At 63.0% G+C, this 22930-nt stretch carries 16 protein-coding genes and 1 pseudogene; 11 read left to right on the top strand and 6 right to left on the bottom strand.

Going from position 1 to position 22930, the window contains the following annotated elements; genetic code table 11:
* Nucleotides 1-53 precede the first annotated feature (53 nt).
* The gene (fixJ, locus tag AWB79_RS06660; protein ID WP_061166615.1) at nucleotides 54-689 is read right to left on the bottom strand and encodes an oxygen response regulator transcription factor FixJ; all 636 of its coding nucleotides are present in this window, start codon (nucleotides 687-689) and stop codon (nucleotides 54-56) included.
* The gene (gene fixL / locus AWB79_RS06655) at nucleotides 686-3214 is read right to left on the bottom strand and encodes an oxygen sensor histidine kinase FixL (protein ID WP_061166614.1); all 2529 of its coding nucleotides are present in this window, start codon (nucleotides 3212-3214) and stop codon (nucleotides 686-688) included. The genes fixJ and fixL overlap by 4 nt, the downstream gene beginning before the upstream one ends.
* Before the next feature lie 294 nt (nucleotides 3215-3508).
* On the opposite strand from fixL, the gene aceE reads away from it, so the two are divergent.
* The 4 genes and pseudogenes from aceE to AWB79_RS06635 form a co-directional block, all read left to right on the top strand.
* On the top strand, nucleotides 3509-6202 hold the full coding sequence (gene aceE, locus AWB79_RS06650; RefSeq protein WP_061166613.1) for a pyruvate dehydrogenase (acetyl-transferring), homodimeric type: 2694 nt from the start codon (nucleotides 3509-3511) through the stop codon (nucleotides 6200-6202).
* Nucleotides 6203-6282: 80 nt separating this feature from the next.
* Nucleotides 6283-7917 (top strand): dihydrolipoyllysine-residue acetyltransferase, encoded by a 1635-nt coding sequence (gene aceF, locus AWB79_RS06645; protein ID WP_061166612.1) that lies wholly within the window; start codon nucleotides 6283-6285, stop codon nucleotides 7915-7917.
* Nucleotides 7918-8025: 108 nt separating this feature from the next.
* Nucleotides 8026-10083: a dihydrolipoyl dehydrogenase gene (gene lpdA / locus AWB79_RS06640; RefSeq protein ID WP_074169337.1), complete on the top strand. Its 2058-nt coding sequence runs from the start codon at nucleotides 8026-8028 to the stop codon at nucleotides 10081-10083.
* Between the two features lie 183 nt (nucleotides 10084-10266).
* Nucleotides 10267-10464: pseudogene (locus tag AWB79_RS06635) on the top strand (IS110 family transposase); the annotation flags it as partial.
* A 373-nt stretch (nucleotides 10465-10837) separates the two neighbouring features.
* On the opposite strand, the gene AWB79_RS06630 reads toward AWB79_RS06635, so the two are convergent.
* Nucleotides 10838-11413: a phasin family protein gene (locus AWB79_RS06630; protein ID WP_014190976.1), complete on the bottom strand. Its 576-nt coding sequence runs from the start codon at nucleotides 11411-11413 to the stop codon at nucleotides 10838-10840.
* A gap of 775 nt (nucleotides 11414-12188) precedes the next feature.
* Here AWB79_RS06630 and pbpG point away from each other — a divergent pair.
* The gene (gene pbpG / locus AWB79_RS06625) at nucleotides 12189-13382 is read left to right on the top strand and encodes a D-alanyl-D-alanine endopeptidase (RefSeq protein WP_061166610.1); all 1194 of its coding nucleotides are present in this window, start codon (nucleotides 12189-12191) and stop codon (nucleotides 13380-13382) included.
* Nucleotides 13383-13457: 75 nt separating this feature from the next.
* On the opposite strand, the gene AWB79_RS06620 is transcribed toward pbpG, so the two are convergent.
* The gene (locus tag AWB79_RS06620; protein WP_061166609.1) at nucleotides 13458-14273 is read right to left on the bottom strand and encodes an IclR family transcriptional regulator; all 816 of its coding nucleotides are present in this window, start codon (nucleotides 14271-14273) and stop codon (nucleotides 13458-13460) included.
* A 179-nt stretch (nucleotides 14274-14452) separates the two neighbouring features.
* Between AWB79_RS06620 and AWB79_RS06615 the strand changes: the two genes are divergently transcribed.
* The gene (locus AWB79_RS06615) at nucleotides 14453-15190 is read left to right on the top strand and encodes a (Fe-S)-binding protein (protein WP_061166608.1); all 738 of its coding nucleotides are present in this window, start codon (nucleotides 14453-14455) and stop codon (nucleotides 15188-15190) included.
* Between the two features lie 13 nt (nucleotides 15191-15203).
* On the top strand, nucleotides 15204-16616 hold the full coding sequence (locus tag AWB79_RS06610; protein ID WP_061166607.1) for a lactate utilization protein B: 1413 nt from the start codon (nucleotides 15204-15206) through the stop codon (nucleotides 16614-16616).
* Between the two features lie 84 nt (nucleotides 16617-16700).
* Here the strand turns inward: AWB79_RS06610 and AWB79_RS06605 are convergent, their stop codons facing one another.
* Complete coding sequence (locus tag AWB79_RS06605; RefSeq protein ID WP_061166606.1) at nucleotides 16701-17258, bottom strand: hypothetical protein; 558 nt, start codon at nucleotides 17256-17258, stop codon at nucleotides 16701-16703.
* Nucleotides 17259-17529: 271 nt separating this feature from the next.
* Between AWB79_RS06605 and AWB79_RS06600 the strand changes: the two genes are divergently transcribed.
* Nucleotides 17530-17748: a hypothetical protein gene (locus AWB79_RS06600; protein WP_061166605.1), complete on the top strand. Its 219-nt coding sequence runs from the start codon at nucleotides 17530-17532 to the stop codon at nucleotides 17746-17748.
* 104 nt (nucleotides 17749-17852) lie between these two features.
* On the opposite strand, the gene AWB79_RS06595 is transcribed toward AWB79_RS06600, so the two are convergent.
* On the bottom strand, nucleotides 17853-19052 hold the full coding sequence (locus tag AWB79_RS06595; RefSeq protein ID WP_061166604.1) for an amino acid aminotransferase: 1200 nt from the start codon (nucleotides 19050-19052) through the stop codon (nucleotides 17853-17855).
* A 435-nt stretch (nucleotides 19053-19487) separates the two neighbouring features.
* On the opposite strand from AWB79_RS06595, the gene uvrB reads away from it, so the two are divergent.
* The 3 genes from uvrB (at nucleotide 19488) to AWB79_RS06580 (ending at nucleotide 22885) form a co-directional block, all read left to right on the top strand.
* Nucleotides 19488-21584, top strand: a complete 2097-nt coding sequence (gene uvrB / locus AWB79_RS06590; RefSeq protein WP_061166603.1) for an excinuclease ABC subunit UvrB — start codon at nucleotides 19488-19490, stop codon at nucleotides 21582-21584.
* Nucleotides 21585-21940: 356 nt separating this feature from the next.
* The gene (locus AWB79_RS06585) at nucleotides 21941-22486 is read left to right on the top strand and encodes an iron transporter (RefSeq protein WP_061166602.1); all 546 of its coding nucleotides are present in this window, start codon (nucleotides 21941-21943) and stop codon (nucleotides 22484-22486) included.
* Between the two features lie 66 nt (nucleotides 22487-22552).
* Entirely contained in the window at nucleotides 22553-22885 is a 333-nt protein-coding gene (locus AWB79_RS06580) for a cupredoxin domain-containing protein (protein ID WP_061166601.1), read from the top strand.
* Nucleotides 22886-22930: the final 45 nt, after the last annotated feature.

The raw sequence follows: 22930 nt of genomic DNA, 5'->3' as shown, positions 1-22930 counted from the left end.
CGGAACAGACGCGGCCGACATGACGATGCCGGCCGCGAAGAAGGGTGAAACGCTTACTGCTGGGGCTTGTTCGAGAGCGCGAGACGCAGCAGATCCGCGACGGTGTTCACGGAGAGCTTCTCCATGATGTTCGCGCGATGCGCTTCCACCGTCTTGATGCTGATGCCGAGATCGTCGGCGATCTGCTTGTTCAGACGCCCCGCGATGATGCGCTCCAGCACCTGATGCTCGCGAGCCGTCAGCTTGCCCAGGCGCTCGGCCGCGGCGCGCTGCTGCTGCACGCTGGTGCTCTCGCTGCGCGCCTTCTCGAGCATGCGCTCGACGAGCTTGCGCAGTTCGGCTTCGTCGAAGGGCTTTTCGATGAAGTCCATCGCGCCTTTCTTCATGGTCGAGACGGCCATCGGCACATCGCCGTGACCCGTCACGAAGATGATCGGCAGCAGCGAGTTTTCGGCGATCAGCTTTTCCTGCAGTTCGAGACCGGTCATGCCGGCCATGCGCACGTCGAGGATCAGGCAGGCGATGGCGCCCGAGTGCGCGATCGGCAGATACACGTCGAGGAAGGACTCGGCGCTCGAAAAACACTGCACGCGATAGCCGTTCGCCTCGAGCAGCCAGCGCAAAGAATCACGCACGGCTTCGTCATCATCGACGACGAAGACGGTTTCCTGAGTGGTGACTGTGCTCATAGTTCTCCCGTAACTGTTTGTTGTCTCGTATGTTCGTCGTGCGTGTCGCCGCTCGTGCCCGAACCGTCCACCGCGCCGATCGGCAGGCTGCAGTGGAAGGTCGCGCCGGTCACGTGGCCGTCCGGCTCGACGTTGTTGACCACCCAAAGTCTTCCGCGATGCGATTCGATGATCGAGCGGCAGATGTTCAGCCCCATGCCCATGCCGTCGGACTTGGTGCTGTAAAACGGTTCGAAGAGGCGCTCGGCGGTGGCTTCGTCGACGCCCGGGCCCTGATCGACCACGCTGATGCAAACGAAGCTGCTATCCGTGCGCTGCACGACTACGCGTATCACCGGATCGACAGCATGTGGTTTCGCATCATGCATTGCCTCGGCGGCATTTTTCAACAGGTTGACCAACACTTGTTCGATCAAAACCGGATCGACGTAGATCACCGGCATGCGCGAGCGGATCTCGGTGACGATACGGATCTTGCGTTTGCGCGCCTCGATCTCGGCGAGACCGACCGCGTCCGCGACGATATCCGCGACGCGCGTCGCCTGGCGCTTGGGCTCGCTGCGCTTCACGAACTCGCGGATGCGCTTGATGATCATGCCGGCGCGCACCGCCTGCTGGGCGGTTTTTTCCAGCACGGGAAGCAGCGTTTCCTGCGTCATGCGCCCGGATTTCACCAGCGCGACGCAGCCCGAGCAGTAATTGTTGATCGCGGCGAGCGGCTGATTCAGCTCGTGCGCGAGGGACGAGGCCATTTCGCCCATCGTCATCAGGCGGCTGGTGAACTGCAGCTTTTCTTCCTGCTGATGCGCGAGTTCCTGGGCCTGCTTGCGCTGCGTGATGTCGGTCGCGATCTGCATCTGCGCGAGATGGCCGTCGACCCATTGGATGTACTGGCGCCGCACCTCGAACCACTTCTGGATGCCTTCGACGTACACCTCCTGCGCGTCCGCCGAGCTTTCGGTGAGCGCAGTGGCGGGCAGGCCCGCGTAGGTATCGACCATGTCGATGGTGTCGGACGAGCTTTGCGAGCTGCCGTCGAACGCGGCGCCCGCGAGTTCCAGATGGCCGTCCGGACGAATGCCGAACAGATGCCGGTAATAGCGGTTCGCGAACAGCAGTTCGGCTTCGTCTGCGGCGAGCACGGAAACGGCGGCGTCGAGGCTTTCGAGAACAGTGGTGAAGCGTTCGTGCGCGGCGGCGAGTTCTTCGCGCGCGCGCTTGGGTTCCGTGATGTCGGTCATCGACGACATCCAGCCGGTCTGGCGGCCCGAGCTGTCGATCAGCGGCGACACGTACAGGCGCGCGTGGAAGAACGAACCGTCCTTGCGGCGCACGCGCAATTCGAAGCCGGAAGAGGGCGCCTTGCCGCGCAAGGTCATGTCGAGCTGACGCTGCATCTCGGGATACGCATCGCGCGGCCAGTACGGGAACGGCGCGTTCTTGCCGACCAGATCGCTTTCGTCCCAGCCCGTCATGCGGCAGAACGCCGGATTCACGTGCGTGATGCGGCCATGCATGTCGAGCACGCGCATGCCGATCAGCACGGAGTTTTCCATCGCGCGGCGGAAAAATGCTTCGGCGTACAGCGCCTGTTGCGCTTCGAAGCGCTGGCGCGTGTGTTTCCAGAGGCTCCACAAACTCCACAGCACGAAGCACGACAAACCGGCCACGAGCCACACGAGCGTGTTATTGGTGAAGTTCGTGAGTTGCGGATACGAATACACGCGCACCGACAGGCCTTGTCCCGGCGGATCAAGCGGCAGGTCGTAGAACATGTCGCGCGGCAGACGCGGACGGCTCGACGTGGTCGCGAGTTCCCGGTTGTTCAGATCGGTGATGGAAATCTTGTATTTCGCCGACAACTCGCTGGGAATGTCGTGCTTCAGGATGCCTTCGATCGAGAACACCGCCGCGATCGAGCCGAGAAACTCGCGGTCGCGGAACACCGGCGTCTGAAGCGTGATGTAGCCATTGCCGAGGTCGTCGTAGAGCAGCGGCGAGTAGACTTGGCGACGGGTGGTGCGCGCCTCGTCGAAAGCGGCCTGCACGGCCTCGTCCATCTGGGTGTCGTTGGGCTTGGCCAGACGCGAGCCGAGCACGGGCAGCGGGGTATTCGGCCAGCGAGGTTTATGCTCGCTTGTGTACCAGTTCATGTAGAGGATCTCGGGATGCCCCTGCATGATGTCGGTGGACGAGGTCTGGAAGGTTTGCGGGTCGCCGTGGCCGCTCGCTATGTCGCGCGCGAGCGCCTGGATCTGCTCCTGCGCGCCTGTCATGGACAAGCGGATTTGCTGCTGCGCCCACGCGACATTCCGGTAAAGCGTGTCTTCCTGCTGCTGCTGCTCGCGCCGGTTCAGGCTCCAGAGGATCAGGCTCATGACGACCAGGAATACCAGGATCGAAATGAGCGGCGTGAGTAAATAGGAGTTCGACCACCACGGTCCGTGGTGCCAGCGAGAGGGCGAGGCGTCGGTCGGCTTGCGCGCGGACCTCGCCGAGCGTTTGATCAGCCGTTCGGTCAACATGGATGCGATTGTAACGCAGCACCTGATTGTTAATTGGCGTAAAAAGACGGTAAAGAACGCTCTATTGCGGGAAAGGGAGGAGAAACATCTGAACAAAAAATTGTTATCGGACGGTGCGTTGCAGCAATTTTTCGCATTATGAGATCAACTCTCATGATTTGAAAAATTCCTTGCGTCATGGTCTGGACCCTCTTTAGAATTGCCGGCACGCGGCCAGTGCCCGCCTTTCCGTGCGTCTCGCACGGGCGTGCGCCGGCGGTCCTCAGAGAGTGTTCCTCACATCAGGAGACGAGCATGTCCGCTGTACCCGACGAAGTTCTCAAATATGTCGCCAACGCCAAGGACGACGATCCTCAGGAAACCGCCGAGTGGCTCGACGCGCTCGACGGCGTGATTTCCGCGGTCGGTCCGAATCGCGCGCACTACCTGATCGAGAAACAGATTGAATTCGCTCGTGTACATGGCGAGCACCTGCCGTTCTCGGCGAACACGCCGTACATCAACACGATCCCCGTCGCCGCGCAGGCGAAGATTCCGGGCGATCAGGACGTCGAACACCGCATCCGCTCGTACACGCGCTGGAACGCCATTGCGATGGTGCTGCGCGCGGGCAAGGACACGAACGTCGGCGGCCACATCGCTTCGTTCGCATCGGCCGCGACCCTCTATGACGTCGGCTTCAACCATTTCTGGCACGCGCCGTCGAAAGAACACGGCGGCGATCTCGTGTTCGTGCAGGGCCACTCGTCGCCGGGCGTGTACTCGCGCGCGTTCCTGCTCGGCCGCCTGACCGAGAAGCAACTGAACAACTTCCGCCAGGAAGTGGGCGGCGAGGGCATCTCGTCGTATCCGCATCCGTGGCTGATGCCGGATTTCTGGCAGTTCCCGACCGTGTCGATGGGTCTCGGCCCGATCATGGCGATCTATCAGGCGCGTTTCATGAAGTACATGGAAGCGCGCGGCATCGCCAAGACGGAAGGCCGCAAGGTCTGGGCGTTCCTCGGCGACGGCGAGACGGACGAGCCGGAATCGCTCGGCGCGATCGGCATGGCCGGCCGCGAGCGTCTGGACAACCTCGTGTTCGTCATCAACTGCAACCTGCAGCGTCTGGACGGCCCGGTGCGCGGCAACGGCAAGATCATCCAGGAACTCGAAAGCGAATTCCGTGGCGCAGGATGGAACGTCATCAAGGTGATCTGGGGCAGCCGCTGGGATGCGCTGTTCGCACGCGACAAGAGCGGCGCGCTGATGCGCCGCATGATGGACGTGGTCGACGGCGAATACCAGACGTACAAGTCGGAGTCGGGCGCGTTCGTGCGCGAGCACTTCTTCAACACGCCGGAACTCAAGGCGCTGGTCTCCGACTGGTCCGATGACGACATCTGGAACCTGAATCGCGGCGGCCACGATCCGCACAAGATCTACGCCGCGTTCTCCGCCGCGACCAAGACGAAGGGCGCGCCGACCGTCATCCTCGCCAAGACCATCAAGGGCTATGGCATGGGCGAGCACGGCCAGGCGATGAACATCACGCACCAGCAGAAGAAGCTGCCGATCGACACGCTGAAGAAGTTCCGCGACCAGTTCCGCCTGCCGATCACCGACGAGCAGATCGGCGACGTGCCGTATCTCACGTTCGAGGAAGGCTCGAAGGAACTCGAGTACATGCGTCAGAAGCGCATGGACCTGGGCGGCTATCTGCCGGCGCGCCGCGAGAAGGCGGAATCGCTGCCGGTGCCAGCGCTCTCCGCGTTCGAGCCGCTGCTGAAGGGCACGGGCGAAGGCCGCGAAATCTCCACGACGATGTCCTTCGTGCGGATTCTCAACATCCTGCTGAAGGACAAGGCGCTCGGCAAGCGTATCGTGCCGATCGTCCCGGACGAGTCGCGCACTTTCGGCATGGAAGGCCTGTTCCGCCAGATCGGTATCTGGAATCAGGACGGTCAGAAGTACATTCCGGAAGACTCCGACCAGCTCATGTTCTACAAGGAATCGGAGAGCGGCCAGATTCTGCAGGAAGGCATCAACGAAGCCGGTGGCATGTGTGACTGGATCGCGGCCGCGACGTCGTATTCGACGCACGGCGAGATCATGATCCCGTTCTACATCTTCTACTCGATGTTCGGCTTCCAGCGCATCGGCGATCTGGCGTGGGCGGCGGGCGACATGCGTTCGCGCGGCTTCCTGCTGGGCGGTACCGCGGGCCGTACGACCCTCAACGGCGAAGGTCTGCAGCACGAAGACGGCCACTCGCTCCTGTGGGCCGCATCGGTTCCGAACTGCGTGAGCTACGACCCGACCTTCGGCTACGAACTCGCGGTCATCATGCAGGACGGCCTGCGCCGCATGGTCGCGGATCAGGAGGACGTGTACTACTACATCACGGTGATGAACGAGAACTACGAGCATCCGGCGATCCCGCAAGGCGATGCCGTTGCTTCGGACATCATCAAGGGCATGTACTCGTTCAAGAAGGCCGACGCGGCAGGCAAGGCGCACGTCCAGCTGATGGGCGCGGGCACGATCTTCAACGAAGTGATCGCCGCCGCCGAGCTGCTGAAGAACGACTGGGGCGTCACCGCCGATCTCTGGAGCGTGCCGAGCTTCACCGAGCTGGCCCGCGAAGGTCAGGCGGTCGAGCGTTACAACCTGCTGCACCCGACGGAAGAGAAGCGTGTGGCGCACGTCACGAAGCTGCTCACGGGCGCGAAGGGTCCGGTGATCGCATCGACCGACTACATCCGGGCGCTGACCGATCAGATCCGCGCGTTCGTGCCGCAGAAGTTCGTGGTGCTCGGCACCGACGGCTACGGCCGTTCGGATACGCGTGAAGCGCTGCGCCACTTCTTCGAAGTCGACCGCTACTGGGTCACGCTGGCCGCGCTCAACGCGCTGGCCGACGAAGGCACGATCGAGCGCAAGGTGGTCGCCGAGGCGATCAAGAAGTACAACCTCGACCCGTCCAAACCCAACCCGATGACCGTCTAAAGGCATCGCCCCCGTGTGTTGTGACGCGGCCTCTTTCCGAAGCGGAAGGAGGCCCGCGTGCAACCCAGGAGACACTAATAATGAGTCAAGCGATCGAAGTCAAAGTGCCGGACATCGGCGATTTCAAGGACATCCCCGTGATCGAGGTGCTGGTCAAGGTGGGTGACACCGTGGAACCCGAGCAGTCGCTGGTCACGCTCGAATCCGATAAAGCCACGATGGACGTGCCGAGTTCGGCAGCGGGCGTCGTGAAGGAAGTCAAGGTCAAGGTCGGCGATAACGTGTCGGAAGGCACGTTGATCGTGGTGCTGGAAGGCGGCGGCGCCGCTGCCGCGCCCGCAGCCGCTCCGGCGGCGGCTCCCGCACCGGCCGCCGCGCCCGCTCCCGCGGCGGCCTCGGGCGGCGGCGCGGTCGAAGTGAAGGTGCCGGACATCGGCGACTTCAAGGACATTCCGGTCATCGAGATCGCCGTGAAGGTGGGCGACCGCGTCGAGAAGGAACAGTCGCTCGTCACGCTCGAATCCGACAAGGCGACGATGGACGTGCCTTCGCCCGCATCGGGCACGGTCAAGGAACTGAAGGTCAAGGTCGGCGACACGGTCTCCGAAGGCACGCTGATCCTCGTGCTGGAAGGCGGCGACGGCGGCGCAGCCGCGGCGCCCGCCGCGAAGCAGGAAGCGCCGAAGCAGGTCGAAGTGCCGTCCGACGCGCCGAGCAAACCCGCGCCGACGAAGGAACCGGCTTCCGCGCTCGCGCAGGCGCCCGCCATGCCGGCAGGCGACGGCACGCGCACCTCGAGCCACGCGTCGCCTTCGGTGCGCAAGTTCGCGCGCGATCTGGGCGTCGATGTTTCGCGCGTGCGCGGCTCGGGTCCGAAGGGCCGCATCACGCAAGGCGACATTACCGCGTTCGTGAAGGGCGTCATGTCGGGTCAGGGCGCGGCGCCCGCGGCGGCGGCTCCGGCCGGCGGCGGTGGCGGCGAACTGGGTCTGCTGCCGTGGCCGAAGATCGACTTCACGAAGTTCGGCCCCGTCGAGCCGAAGCCGCTGTCGCGCATCAAGAAGATCTCGGGCGCGAACCTGCATCGCAACTGGGTGATGATCCCGCACGTCACGAACAACGACGAAGCGGACATCACCGAGCTGGAAGAACTGCGCGTCAAGCTGAACAAGGAGAACGAGAAGGCAGGCGTGAAGTTCACGATGCTCGCGTTCGTCATCAAGGCCGTGGTCTCGGCGCTCAAGAAGTTCCCGGACTTCAACGCGAGCCTGGACGGCGACACGCTGGTCTTCAAGCAGTACTACCACATCGGTTTCGCAGCCGACACGCCGAACGGCCTCGTCGTTCCGGTGATCCGCGACGCGGACAAGAAGGGCCTCGTCGATATCGCCAAGGAAATGGCGGAGCTGTCGAAGCTCGCGCGTGACGGCAAGCTGAAGCCCGATCAGATGCAGGGCGGCTGCTTCTCGATCTCGTCGCTGGGCGGTATCGGCGGCACGCACTTCACGCCGATCATCAACGCGCCCGAAGTCGCGATTCTCGGCCTGTCGCGCGGCTATCAGAAGCCGGTGTGGGACGGCAAGCAGTTCGTGCCGCGCCTCACGCTGCCGATGTCGCTGTCGTATGACCATCGCGTCATCGACGGTGCGGCTGCCGCGCGCTTCAACGCTTATCTGTCGGCGATTCTGGCGGATTTCCGTCGCGTCATTCTTTGATCGTGACGCGCGTGCGGACCTTCGGGTCCGGACGCGCGATCCCGCCCGACGGCGGAACCGGTCGATCGCAAGAGGCCGGTTCCATCCGCATATCTCTTAGGGGACAACATGAGTCTCGTCGAACTAAAAGTACCCGACATCGGCGACTTCTCCGATGTCGATGTCATCGAAGTCCATATCAAGGCCGGCGACAGCATCGAAAAGGAACAGGGCGTCATCACGCTCGAAACCGACAAGGCGACGATGGAAGTGCCGGCCGATGTGGCAGGCACCATCAAGGAACTGAAGGTCAAGGTCGGCGACAAGGTCTCGCAAGGGACCGTCATCGCGATGATCGAAAGCGGCGGCGCGGCTGCCGCGCCGTCGCCGGCTGCTGTTCCCGCCGCCGCGCCCGCACCGGCTGCGGCTCCCGCTGCCGGCGGCGCCGTGCAGGACGTGAAGGTGCCGGACATCGGCGACTTCAAGGACATTCCGGTCATCGAAGTGCACGTGAAGCCGGGCGACAAGGTCGAGAAGGAGCAGTCGCTCATCACGCTCGAATCGGACAAGGCCACGATGGACGTGCCTTCGCCCGCCGCCGGCACGGTGAAGGAAGTGAAGCTGAAGGTGGGCGACACGGTTTCGGAGGGCACGCTCGTTCTGACGCTGGAAGGCGGTGCGGCTGCTACTGCCGCTGCGCCCGCGCCTCAGAAAGCCGCTCCGGCGGCGGCCGCGCCGACGCCCGCGCCGCAAGCCGGCAGCTATTCCGGTTCGGCGGACGTCGAATGCGACATGCTCGTGCTGGGCGCCGGCCCCGGCGGTTATTCGGCGGCGTTCCGCGCGGCGGACCTCGGCATGAAGACCGTGCTCGTCGAACGCTATTCGACGCTGGGCGGCGTGTGTCTTAACGTCGGCTGCATTCCGTCGAAGGCATTGCTGCACACTGCGCTCGTCATCGATGAAGCGGCAGCGCTTGCGTCGCACGGCATCAGCTTCGGCGAGCCGAAGGTCGATCTGGACAAGCTGCGCGGCTTCAAGGAAGGCGTCGTCAAGAAGCTGACCGGCGGTCTCGCGGGCATGGCGAAGGCGCGCAAGGTTCAGGTCGTGACGGGCGTCGGCACGTTTGTTGATCCGAACCATATGGAAGTGAACGGTCCGGACGGCAAAAAGGTCGTGAAGTTCAAGCAGGCGATCATCGCGGCGGGTTCGCAGTCGGTGAAGCTGCCGTTCTTCCCGGATGATCCGCGTGTCGTCGATTCGACCGGCGCGCTGGAACTGCGTCAGTTGCCCAAGCGCATGCTCGTGGTGGGCGGCGGCATCATCGGCCTGGAAATGGCGACGGTCTATTCGACGCTCGGCGCGGATATCGATGTCGTCGAAATGCTCGACGGTCTGATGCAAGGCGCGGATCGCGATCTCGTGAAGGTTTGGGAGAAGTTCAACTCCAAGCGCTTCACGAACGTCATGCTCAAGACCAAGACGACCAAGGCCGAAGCGAAGGAAGACGGCATCTACGTCACGTTCGAGGGCGAGAAGGCGCCGGCCGAGCCGCAGCGCTACGACCTCGTGCTGCTCGCCGTCGGCCGCAGCCCGAATGGCGGCAAGATCGGTGCGGACAAGGCGGGCGTCGCGGTGACGGAGCGCGGCTTCATCAACGTCGACAAGCAGATGCGCACCAACGTGCCGCACATCTTCGCGATCGGCGATCTCGTCGGCCAGCCGATGCTCGCGCACAAGGCCGTGCACGAAGGTCATGTGGCGGCGGAAGCGGCTCACGGCGAAAAGGCGTACTTCGACGCGCTGCAGATTCCGTCCGTCGCTTACACGGATCCGGAAGTGGCCTGGGCCGGCAAGACGGAAGAGCAGTGCAAGGCCGAAGGCATCAAGTTCGGCAAGGCTGTGTTCCCGTGGGCGGCGTCGGGCCGCGCGATCGCCAACGGTCGCGACGAAGGCTTCACCAAGCTCATCTTCGACGAAGAGACGCATCGCGTGATCGGCGGCGGCATCGTCGGTCTGAATGCGGGCGATCTGATCAGCGAAGTGTGTCTCGCGATCGAGATGGGCGCGGATGCCACCGACATCGGCAAGACGATCCATCCGCATCCGACGCTCGGTGAATCGGTCGGCATGGCGGCGGAGCTTTACGAAGGCGTGTGCACGGATCTGCCGCCGCAACGCAAGAAGTAAGCTCGCGCACTGACTGAAGCGCAAAAGGCGCGCTCCTTCACGGGAGCGCGCCTTTGAAGAGATGGTCAGCCTGTCCGAAATGGCCCGATCGGCTTACGCTAATCGGGCCATTTCCTTTTTCGGGAGGCCGCCATGGCAAACGCCACGCTCATCGGCATCGATCTCGGCAAGCATTGTTTTTTCTTGCACGCGCAGGGTGCGCGCGCCGTGATGCGTTACGCCGAACGGCGAACGGATGCCTTAGGCCGCTGGTTGCAGGCGCTACTGCAGCGCCGCCACAGCAATGTCGTCGCTTGCGCGCTTGCCAACAAAATGGCCAGAATCGTTTGGGCGATTCTGGCCAAAGGTGGCGAGTACCGGGCGCAACCGGCTATCGCTTGAACTACCTATCTTCCTGCCTGCTTTTGCGATCACTGACCTGTGATGAAGATAAACGGCTCACAGCCCGACTGAAAACCTGACAATAGATCCAGTCTTCACGAGACTGAGCCTCTTTTAAGGACAGTCGGGTGCGGCTCCTTATCGAGGGCCGGGCGCTCGATCCGCGCCCATTTGAGCCCGGATACATTCGCGCAAACCCTTTATCTAAGGTCACAGTTTGAGGGTGCAAAGGGACGGCTGACCATACATTTTACTGGCGCGGCGCGAGCGGCGAAGGGCAAACCGCAAACGCCGGACGACAAAAAACCCGGCGCGATGGCCGGGTTCTTCGTGAATCGTGCTGCTTCAACCGGACCGGAGTCCGGAAGCAAACTTAGGCAACCGACTTCTTGGCGACGCGCGAAGCTTGCTCGGTCGCTTGCGTAGCGGCCTTCGTCGCAGCCGTGGCGGCGGCGTTGAAGTTGCTTTCAGCGATTTCGACAGCTTGCTTCGTTGCCTTGTGAACCGTTTCGTAGGTCGTGTTGGCGGCGGTGATAGCCGACTTCATCACGGCGACGGCGGTTTCCGAACCAGCCGGTGCGTTCTTGGCGACGTTGTCGACGAGCGTTTGCACCTTGCGGTTCTGCTCTTCGTACTGCGCTTCCGCGACGCGGGCGAATTCGGCTTGCGTGGCCGATGCGATTTCATACAGGTGACGGCCGTACGACAGCACCTTTTCAGCGACCGGCTGCGTCAGGCTGGCTTGCAGCGCGAGCAGTTCTTGCGCGTCCTTCACCGACAGCGCGCGCTGTGCGTTTTCCTGGCTTTCTGCCAGCGTCGACTTGACGACTTGCAGGTTCAGTTCGACCAGCTTTTCGACGCCTTCGAACGCCTTGTTCGTCAGACCGAACAGCGTGTCGAAGTTGGCTTTCTGTGCAGCGGCGATTTGCTCGGGGGTCAACAGCGTCATCTCAGGCTCCTAAGGCCGACCCATCAGATGCGGGTCGTGGTTTGGGTAGATTCCGGCGCGATCAACCTGGCCGGTTAGTGCAACCGCGATTGGTGCGTCGCAACATGAGAACCAATTTTAGCGATATTCCGATGGATGTCAAGCACTTTTTGTGCGCCGCACAAATCGAGCAAAATGCTTTTTAAACAAAGACTTATTTGCTCTTTGGTAAGGCTGCAAAGCGGTCCGTGAAAACCCTCGGTCGCGAGGCTCGACAAGGCTTCGGGACGTGGCCGCGCAGCCTTCCGATGCCGATGAAAGCACGCTCAGATGACCATTTGATGTTTCGCCGCCGGTGCTGGCCCCGGTCCTGCGGCGGTGCAAAAACAAGAAGGGTCTCAAGTCCGTCTTATTTTTAGGATGTGGCCGTACACCAAATTGTTGAAGAAACGTTAACATTTCGTCTGCCCGATTCGCCGCGTGTCCTCACGAGGTCCGAGCGATACCATTCCCGATCCGAAACTCCCGCAGTTTGTCTGTTCTGGCCCACCAGCCCGACTAAAGTCGTGGAAATTTTTGCCGATAGAGCGTTTGACGTCGTGTAGAAAAGCGCGCTATTGGCAGAACTGTTTCGCCGATGCGATCGTTTTTTCCGATCGGGGCGCGTTCTTGATCAGCGTTGAGCAATCGCGGCTTACAACTCGGATTAACGAGTTCCGATAAGTGCTTAATATTGCTTAAATTTCGTAGCTTCACTACACTTGGCGGTACCCTCCAGCCGCCCAACAGAACACTAATGAAAACCGAAATGTTTTCGTCGTTGAAGGTGGTGCATGGCGTGGCGGTGCGCTCCGCATTGTCCATTGCCGTCTCCATCGCAGTAGCGACGTCCTTCGCAGCGGCTCCGGCTGAAGCCCTCGCAAAGACCGCCACCGCCACCAAGTCCGAAAAGAAAGTCGCAAAGTCCAGCGCCAAGACCGAAAAACCCGCGCGCGTCGCGAAGACGTCATTGAAGGCGCCGAAGCCCGCGAAAGCAGCAAAGGTCGCCGCTGCCGATGACGACGAAGATGCACCCCGCGCGTCGCGCAAGCGCCGCGTCGCGTATCGCATGGAGCCGCACGCGCGCCGCGCGTCGGTACATGCGGTCGCGTTCCAGCCGCGCTCGCCTTCGGTCGGCCAGGCGTTCGGTCTGCATGACACGCCCGACAGCCTCGCGCTGCGCTCGAGCGTCGCCTATGTGGTCGACCAGAACACCTCCGAAACGCTCTTCGACAAGAACTCGCGCGCCGTCGTGCCGATCGCGTCCATCACCAAGCTGATGACGGCCATGGTCGCGCTCGATTCGCACATGCCGCTCACCGACGAGCTCACCGTCACCGACGAAGATCGCGACTACGAGAAGTTCACCGGCTCGCGTCTGGCGGTCGGCTCGACGCTGAATCGCGAGGACATGCTGCATATCGCGCTGATGGCTTCGGAAAATCGCGCGGCGGCGGCACTGTCGCGTTATTACCCGGGCGGTCGCCCGGCGTTCATCGCCGCGATGAACGCGAAGGCGAAGTCGCTCGGCATGTCCGACACGCACTTCGAGAATTCCACCGGCCTGACGAGCCAGAACGTGTCGAGCGCGCGGGACCTCGTGAAGATGGTCAACGCGGCGTATCAATATCCGCTGATCCGCAAGTTCTCGACCGATCGCAGCTACGATGTCTTCACCGGCAAGCGCAATCTGGCCTACAACAGCACGAATGCGCTGATCCGCAACGCGTCGTGGGACATCGGTCTGCAGAAGACGGGCTTCATCAACGAAGCGGGCGAATGCCTCGTCATGCAGGCCAACGTGAATGGCCGTCCGGTCGTGATCGTCCTGCTCGACTCCTACGGCAAGTACTCGCGCTTCGCCGATGCCGGCCGTCTGCGTTCGTATCTCGACACGCTGGGCGAGCCGCACATCATGAGCGCCGACATGGGCGGCGGCGCGAATCCGTAAGCGCTGATTCCGTAGCCAGCAGAAAAAAGGGATTCGTCGAAAGACGAATCCCTTTTTAGTTTTTGCCGCGCGATTTCAGCGATGCGCGTGCTGTGCCGGCTGCGCGTCGGCGGCTGCCTGTTCCGGGTGATAGCCCAGCGATTGCGAGATTTCGAGCGCCGTGTGGCTCAGTTGCTTGAGCCAGGCGTCCTGCAGGCGGTCTGCCGGCGCGGAAAGCGACAGGCCGGCCACCAGCCGTCCGGTGTCGTCATAAATGCCTGCCGCGATACAGCGCACGCCGAGTTCGAGTTCCTCGTTGTCGCGCGCGCAGGCCTGCTGACGAACCAGCGACAACTCACGCTCGAGCTTGGCGAGATCGGTGATGCTGTTCTGCGTGTGGCCCGAAAGACCCGTGCGCATGGCGTACGCGCGCACCCGCGACGCTTCGTCGGCGGCGAGAAAGAGCTTGCCGACCGAAGTCAGATGCAAGGGCGCCCGTCCGCCTATCGCGCGCACGACCTGCATGCCCGAACGCTCCGAATACGCGCGCTCGATATAGACGATCTCATCGCCTTGCCGCACGGAGAGGTTGACGGTCTGCCCGGTCTGACGATGCAGCTCGCGCATTGGCGGCATCGCGGCTTCGCGCACGGAAAGGCGCGCCTTCACGAGATTGCCGAGTTCGAGCAACCGCATGCCCAGCCGATAGGTGCCGGGATCGGACCGGTCCACGACACGGCACAGCACCATGTCGTTCAGGATGCGATGCGCCGTGGACGGATGCAGGTCCGTGCTCTGGGCGAGCTCTTTCAGGCTGACAGGGTCGGTGTGGTCGGCAAGGGCGTCGAGGAGACGCATCATGCGCTCGATAACCTGAATGGACGTTTTGGATTCCGGGTTCGTGTCGCTCATCGTGAAAAATCGGTTGATGCGTCAAACAGCGGAACGGCCATTGTATCTCGTATCGTGAAAAAGCGAACGCTGCTTAGAAGCAGAGAACGCATGCGTTTCGCTCGCGCGCTGTGCGCCGGGCGTTTTCGCGGATAATCGGCCTGCGTTCAATCACTTCTACAAAACAGGAAACGCTCCACATGCGAGTCGGACTATTCGTCACGTGTCTCGTCGACATGATGCGCCCCGAGATCGGCTTCTCGGTCATCAAGCTGATCGAGCGCGCCGGCTTTGAAGTCGTCGTGCCGCCTTCGCAGACCTGCTGCGGCCAGCCAGCCTACAACTCGGGCGACCGGCCGCTCGCCCGCGATCTCGCCGAAAAAACGCTGCGCGAGTTCGAGGAGTTCGATTACGTGGTCGTGCCCTCGGGTTCCTGCGGCGGCATGATCCGCGCGCACTACGGCGATCTCTTTCGTGACGATCCCCAGTTGATGAACCGCTTCGCGCGCCTGCAGCCGCGCGTATTCGAACTGACCGATTTCCTCGTGACGGTCGCGAAGGCGCGCATGGAGCCCGGCGCGTTCGACGGCATGGTGACGTATCACGATTCCTGCTCGGGCCTGCGCGAGCTCGGTGTGAAATCGCAGCCGCGCGAGTTGCTGTCGCAAGCCGGCGTGGCGGTGACCGAGATGGCCGGCTGCGAGCATTGCTGCGGCTTCGGCGGCACTTTCGCGGTGAAGTACGGGGATATCTCGACCGCGATCGTCGACGAGAAGTGCGCCAACATCAAGGCGAGCGGGTCGGACACGGTCGTGCTCGGTGATCTTGGCTGCATGCTGAACATCGAAGGCCGCTTGCGCCGCACCGGCGACACGACGACACGCGTTCTGCATATCGCGCAGGTGCTCGCGGGCGACGTGCCGCGCACGGCATCGTAAGGAGGGCGATCACATGCAAGTCCAGACGATGCACTTCAAGGCGCGCGCGGGCAACAAGCTCGCCGACGAGCGCCTGCAGCGGAACCTCACGAAGCTCTCGACCAAGTTCGTGAGCGCGCGGGCGAGCGCGGTGCGCGACATCGACTTCGAGGCGACGCGCGCCGCGCTCAAGGAGCGCCGCAACCGCGCGCTCGAGAATCTCGATGTCTGGCTCGAAACCTTCGAGCGCGAAGCGACGCGGCGCGGCGCCACCGTGCTCTACGCGGAATCGACGCAGGACGCGGCGCGGCTCGTGGCCGACATCGCGCGCAAGCACGATGTCAAAAAGGTCATCAAGACCAAGTCCATGGTGTCGGAGGAGATGCAACTGAACCGCGTGCTCGGCGAGATGGGCGTGCAGTCCATCGAGACCGATCTCGGCGAATACATCCTGCAGATCAACGACAACGAGCCGCCGAGCCACATCATCGCGCCGGTCGTGCACAAGGATAAGGACGAGATCGCCGATCTCTTCGCGAAGACGCACAACCGGCCGCGCCTGACCGACATCCCCGAAATGACGCACGAGGCGCGCGAGATGCTGCGACCGCATTTCATGTCGGCGGACATGGGCGTGACGGGCGGCAACTTCATCATCGCGGAGACGGGATCGGTCGCCGTCGTGACCAACGAGGGCAACGAAGGCATGTGCACGGTCATGCCGCGCGTGCATGTTGCGGTGACGGGCATCGAAAAGGTGCTGCCGACGCTGGAAGACCTCGCGACCGCGATGCGCCTGCTGCCGCGCTCGGCCACGGGGCAGACCATCTCGAACTATTTTTCGCTGCTGACCGGGCCGCGTGCGCCGGACGAAACGGACGGCCCCGAGCACATGTATTTCGTGCTGGTCGATGGCGGGCGCACCGGACTCATCGGCGGCGAGTTTCAGGAGATGCTGCGCTGTATCCGCTGCGGGGCGTGCATGAATCATTGCCCGGTCTATCAGAAGATCGGCGGGCATGCGTATGGCTGGGTATATCCGGGGCCGATGGGGTCGGTGCTCACGCCGGCTTATGTGGGCATCGACCGGGCGCTGGATCTGCCGCAGGCCGCGACGCTCTGCGGTGAATGCAACAGCGTGTGCCCGGTTGGCATTCCGCTGTCGGATCTGCTGCGCAAGCTGCGCGAAAAACAGGTGGAGCGGCGTCTGCGTCCGCGCGGGGAGCGCATCGCGCTCGCTTTCTGGGGCTATCTGGCGAAGCGGCCGGTCGCGTATGCGCTGTTCACGAAGCTCGCCGTGCGTGTGCTCGAACGCATGGGCGGCGACAGGAGGGCGATCTCGCGGCTGCCGTTCGGTGCTGGCTGGACGGGCACGCGCGACATGCCCGCGCCGGTCGGACGCACCTTCAGGGAGTTGTACAAGGCGCAGCACTCGCATCTGGGTTGAGTCGCATCAGTGGAATGTCAAAAGGCCGTGCCGGATTCGACTCCGGCACGGCCTTTTTCTGGTTGCGATCCCCGACCGCTTGTCTCAACCGCCATAACGGCCGATGAAGCCGCGCGAATCGCCGCCGCCGCGGTTGCCGCCGTTTCCACCGTTAGCGGATGGCGGCGGTGCGCGATTCGGTCCCGGCGGCTGACCGCCCACGGCACGCGGCAAAGGTGCGCCGCCGCCCGCCTGCGCAGGCGGATGACCGCCGCCAGCCTGCGGCGGCGGGCCTCCCGGACGCCCCCCACCACCACCGGCCTGCGGCGGCGGTCCGCCATGTCCCCCGTTCTGCTGCCCGCCGTGCCAGCCCCCCGGAGGCGGGCCGTTGTGCCATCCGCCCGGAGGCGGGCGACGCCAGCCGGGACCGTCATCCCAATATCGGCCGGGGCCGCCATAGTAGGCAGGGCCGCCGCCGTAGTAGCCGCCCCCGATGACGACGCCCGGCTGAACGACCGGCGGACCACCGTAATATCCGTAACCTGGATCGTCATAGACGGCCGGATAGCCGCCGCCATAGGCGGAGCCATCAGGATAAGCGGCACAGCCGCCGAGCAACGCGGCGGACGATGCGATGAACAGACCAGCGACTGCGGATTTCATGATCGTGAAAAGAACAGTTGAATCGATATTGAATAAGACAACAATGCAGGCGTGATGTCCCCGACAACTTTGTAAGGCTTTATGACGGGAAGGCGCCGTTTCGACACATCCCGAGCCATCGGTGCAGATGACTCATGTTGTCGCGGATGCAACAATCCTTTGCTTTTCAACGGCTTTTTAAGATCGGGACGATTCCGTAAGATTCGAACTGTCCGTCAGTGGGTTTAACGTTCTGTAACCCGCAACGGCATACCGAACCGAAGGCAGTCCGATGAAAAAGACAATATCGACCTACTGGCCCGTCGCCATCCTGTTGCCGATCGCTCTGGCGTTCTGCATGCACGCGGGCGAGGGCGGCAATTCCGCTGTGCGTCGCGAGCCGGCTGGCGTGGCGGGCGTGAGCGCGGAACTGGCGCGCGCCATCTCGCTCGGCTTCGTCGATAACGACGAAGCGGCGCCCGCTGCCATCCCTGCGCAAAAGACGCTCTGAGCAGTTACAAACACGCTGAGTGAGCGTCTGAGCGTCGTTCGACGCGCAAAAAAATGGCGCCCCGCAAGGGCGCCATTTTTGTTTGGCCGGCGGGCCGGGACGGCTTACTTCAGCACAGCCGCGACCGCGTTGGCGACCACGTCGAGGTTGCGCGTGTTGAGCGCGGCCACGCAGATGCGGCCGGTGCTCACGGCGTAGATGCCGAACTCTTCGCGCAGACGGTCCACTTGCGCCGCCGTCAGCCCCGAGTACGAGAACATGCCGCGCTGCTTGTTGACGAACGAGAAATCGCGGTCGACGCCGCTCGCCTTCAGGCGCTCGACCAGACCATTGCGCATCGCGCGGATGCGGTCGCGCATTTCGCCGAGTTCCTGCTCCCAGGTCGCGCGCAGTTCCGGCGACGCCAGCACGGCCGCGACGATCGAGCCGCCATGCGTCGGCGGGTTGGAGTAGTTGGTGCGGATCACGCGCTTCAGTTGCGACAGCACGCGGCCCGACTCTTCCTTGTTCGTCGTGATGATCGACAGCGCGCCGACGCGCTCGCCGTACAGCGAGAACGACTTCGAGAACGACGACGACACGAACACGTTGAGTTCCGATGCCGCGAACAGGCGCACGGCAGCCGAATCCGCATCGATGTTTTCCGCGAAGCCCTGATACGCCATGTCGAGGAACGGCACCAGATTGCGCGCCTTGACCACCTCGACGATCTGCTTCCATTGTTCGTCCGACAGGTCGACGCCGGTCGGGTTGTGGCAGCAAGCGTGCAGCACGACGATCGTGCCCGCCGCATAGCTGTTGAGCGCCGCGAGCATGCCGTCGAAGTTCACGCCGTGCGTGGCGGCGTCGTAATACGGGTAGTTGACGACTTCGAAACCGGCGCCTTCGAAGAGCGCGCGATGGTTTTCCCAGCTCGGATCGCTGATCGCGACCTTCGCGTCGGGATTCACGCGCTTCAGGAAATCCGCGCCGATCTTGAGCGCGCCGGTGCCGCCGAGCGCCTGCGCCGTCACCACGCGGCCCGCGGCGATGAGCGGCGAGTCGTCGCCGAGCAGGAGTTTTTGCACGGCGGAGTCATACGCGGCGATGCCGTCGATCGGCAGATAACCGCGCGGCAGGGCGGCGTCGACGCGTGCCTTCTCGGCCTCGCGCACGGCGCGCAGGAGCGGAATCTTGCCTTCCTCGTTGGTGTACACACCGACGCCCAGATTGACTTTGGTCGTGCGCGTATCGGCGTTGAAGGCTTCGTTCAGGCCCAGGATCGGGTCGCGGGGAGCGAGTTCGACGGCAGAGAAAAGAGACATGATCTATCGGCAGTGAGAAAAAGACGGTGCGGCGGAGTTGCGCTGTGAAGCGGCGGGAAGTGCGGAGCGTGGCGTTTCGGCGGTTTGGGGTGCGGACTTTTGATCCGATGCGCACCGGTTCGCGGACATGCGCGGCCCGCCGTCGAGCCCAGTCGCACATTGTAGCGAATCCGGGCGGGCTTTTTCGCCGCCGCCGGGCGAAGATGCGTGTTTTTCGTGCAGGCGTCATTTCGACCGATACTGCGCGGCGAACGCAAAAAGGGCCGCAAGACGCGCGCTTGAGATCGGCCGGGCGGTCCCAATCTCGAATCGAAGCGGCGCGTGGGCGACGCTCTTCGCGCGGCCAGCCGCGTCCATCCGCCGAGCCGCGCGCGTTTTTCGGCAGCCGCTAGAATAACTGTTTGCGCAGGCGTTGACTCAGGTCTTCAGGTTCTCATGTCCGATACTCTCATCGAATCCACCGAAGAACTGGACGAATCGAAATTCGCCACGTTCGAAGGCTCGCCGTTCCAGCTCTATCAGCCGTATGCGCCAGCGGGCGATCAGCCCGAAGCCATCGCCAAGCTCGTCGACGGCGTCGAGGACGGTCTGTCGTTCCAGACGCTGCTCGGGGTGACCGGCTCGGGCAAGACCTTCACGATGGCCAACGTGATCGCCCGTCTCGGCCGCCCGGCGATCGTCTTCGCGCCGAACAAGACGCTCGCCGCGCAGCTCTACGCCGAGTTTCGCGAGTTCTTTCCGCGCAACGCGGTCGAGTACTTCGTCTCGTACTACGACTACTACCAGCCGGAAGCGTACGTGCCGCAGCGCGATCTGTTCATCGAGAAGGATTCGTCGATCAACGATCACATCGAGCAGATGCGGCTTTCGGCCACCAAGAGCCTGCTGGAGCGCCGCGACGTGGTGATCGTCGCGACGGTTTCCGCGATCTACGGTATCGGTAACCCGTCCGAATATCACCGCATGATTCTCACGCTGCGCACCGGAGACAAGCTCGGCCAGCGCGACGTCATCGCGCGGCTGATCGCCATGCAGTACACGCGCAACGAAGCCGATTTTTCGCGCGGCACGTTCCGTGTGCGCGGCGACACCATCGACATTTTTCCGGCGGAGCACGCGGAAATGGCGGTGCGCGTCGAGCTGTTCGACGACGAAGTCGAAGCCATGCATCTGTTCGACCCGCTCACCGGCCGCGTGCGCAACAAGATTCCGCGCTTCACCGTGTATCCGTCGTCGCATTACGTGACGCCGCGCGACACCGTGATGCGCGCCGTCGAGGCGATCAAGACCGAACTGCGCGACCGGCTCGAATTCTTCTACGCGGAAGGCAAGCTGGTCGAAGCGCAGCGGCTGGAGCAGCGCACCCGCTTCGATCTGGAAATGCTTCAGGAGCTCGGCTTCTGCAAGGGCATCGAGAATTATTCGCGGCACTTCTCGGGCGCAATGCCCGGCGAGCCGCCGCCGACGCTCGTCGACTATCTGCCGCCCGACGCGATCATGCTGCTGGACGAATCGCACGTGCTGATCGGACAGTTGAACGGCATGTACAACGGCGACCGTGCGCGCAAGGAAAATCTCGTCGATTACGGTTTCCGCCTGCCGTGCGCGCTGGATAACCGGCCGCTCAAGTTCAACGAATTCGAGCGCAAGATGCGCCAGGCCGTATTCGTCTCCGCGACGCCCGCCGACTACGAGAAGGGCAAAGCGGGGCAGGTCGCCGAGCAGCTCGTGCGTCCGACCGGTCTCGTCGATCCTGAGATCGAGGTGCGCCCGGCGCGCTCTCAGGTGGACGACGTGCTTTCGGAAATCAACGCGCGCGTGGCGGTGCACGAGCGCGTGCTTGTCACCACGCTCACCAAGCGCATGGCCGAGCAGCTGACCGAGTTCCTTGCGGACCACGGCGTGAAGGTGCGCTATCTGCATAGCGACATCGACACGGTCGAGCGCGTGGAAATCATCCGCGACCTGCGGCTCGGCACTTTCGACGTGCTCGTCGGCATCAACCTGCTGCGCGAGGGTCTGGACATTCCGGAAGTCTCGCTCGTAGCCATTCTCGACGCCGACAAGGAAGGCTTCCTGCGCGCGGAGCGCTCGCTGATTCAGACCATCGGACGGGCGGCGCGTAACGTGAACGGCAAGGCGATTCTCTACGCCGACAACATGACCGACTCGATGAAGCGCGCCATCGGCGAAACCGAGCGGCGCCGCGACAAGCAGATCGCGCACAACGAGAAGATGGGCATCACGCCGCGCGGGGTGGAGAAGCGCATCAAGGACATCATCGACGGCGTGTACAACGCCGACGAGGCCCGCGCCGAACTGAAGGAAGCGCAGGCGCGCGCGAAGTTCGAGGATATGTCCGAGAAGCAGATCGCCAAGGAAATCAAGCGCCTCGAAAAGCAGATGATGGACCACGCCAAGAATCTCGAATTCGAAAAGGCGGCTCAGACCCGCGACCAATTGGCGCTTTTGCGACAGCGCGTGTTCGGCGCGAACGTCGGCGATCACGTGAGCGGCATCGGCGGTAAGTAAGATTTATGTAATAAATTTAGAAGGATTTATTCGAAAGGCGCGGCGAATCGCATGGTTTGCCGCGCTTTTTTGTTCGGGCGCGGCATGCGCCTATCCAGCGAAAACCCTTACCGCACCTAGGTTTGTAAGCTCGCTCAAATTGTTCCGGGTTTCGATCGATGCTAAACTGACGAACATTGAGAATGGTTCGTATTAACGTTCACGGTGTCGTGCAAACGCTGCTTCGCCAGAACGCGGGTCCGGTCATTCCGATGAGAGGGTTTCGCCCCCGGCTGCGCCGGTTCGGCACTTCAGTGGCAATCCAGTGGCAAGGCTCGCGTGGCACGCGCGCCAGTCGATAACAACAAGGAGTTCGTATGGGTTCAACGTTGATGCGCGGCCTCGTCGCCGCTGCCGGTCTGACGGCGATGATGGCAGCCTCCGCCGCGGAATATCCGATCGGCAAGCAGCATATCGAGGGCGGCATGGAAACCGGCGCGGTCTATCTCCAGCCGATCACGATGGCGCCGGAAGGCATGATGCGCAAGGCGTCGGATTCGGATATCCACCTCGAGGCAGACATCCACGCTGTCAAGAACAACCCGACCGGTTTCGCCGAAGGCGACTGGATGCCGTATCTGAACATCACGTACGAGCTCTCGAAGGTCGGCACGACGCAGACCGTCAAGGGCGACCTGATGCCGATGGTCGCGAACGACGGCCCGCACTATGGCGACAACGTGAAGCTGTTCGGCCCGGGCAAATATCACCTGAAGCTGCACATCTCGCCGCCGACGCAGGAAGGCCACATGGCGTTCGGCCGTCACACCGACAAGGAAACGGGCGTGGGTCCGTGGTTCAAGCCGTTCACGATCGAATACGACTTCCCGTTCGCGGGCATCGGCAAGAAGGGCGGTTACTGACCGCGCGCGTGATGGTGTATCGCGCCCGGCATCCCGGACCGGGCGCGTTTTTCTCAGGACGTTCGCATGAAACTGAATAAGCAGGTGGCCGCGCTCGCGCTCGCCGTGTTCGCCTCCGGGATCGCACACGCTGCCGACCTGCCGACGTTCAAGCTGGAAATGAACGACGGCAAGCTCAACCCCGCGCGCATCGAAGTGCCGGCGGGGCAGCGCATCAAGATCGAGGTGCACAACATCGGCAAGGGCGCCGCCGAGTTCGAAAGCGTGCAGTTGCGCAAGGAGAAGGTGCTGGCTCCCGGCGCCGATTCGTTCGTCGTGATCGCGCCGCTCGATCCGGGTGAATACAAGTTCTTCGACGACTTTCATCAGAGCGCGCAGGGCGTGATCGTCGCGAAGTAACGGACGCGCCGCGTGGCGGTTCGCATCGCGCGCGGCCTGTGGAAG

This window comes from Caballeronia hypogeia (genome assembly GCF_001544875.2).
In the GTDB taxonomy this organism is placed as follows: domain Bacteria; phylum Pseudomonadota; class Gammaproteobacteria; order Burkholderiales; family Burkholderiaceae; genus Caballeronia; species Caballeronia hypogeia.
The sequence above is the reverse complement of the archived record's forward strand: the minus strand, read 5'-3'. Positions and strand labels throughout refer to the sequence as shown.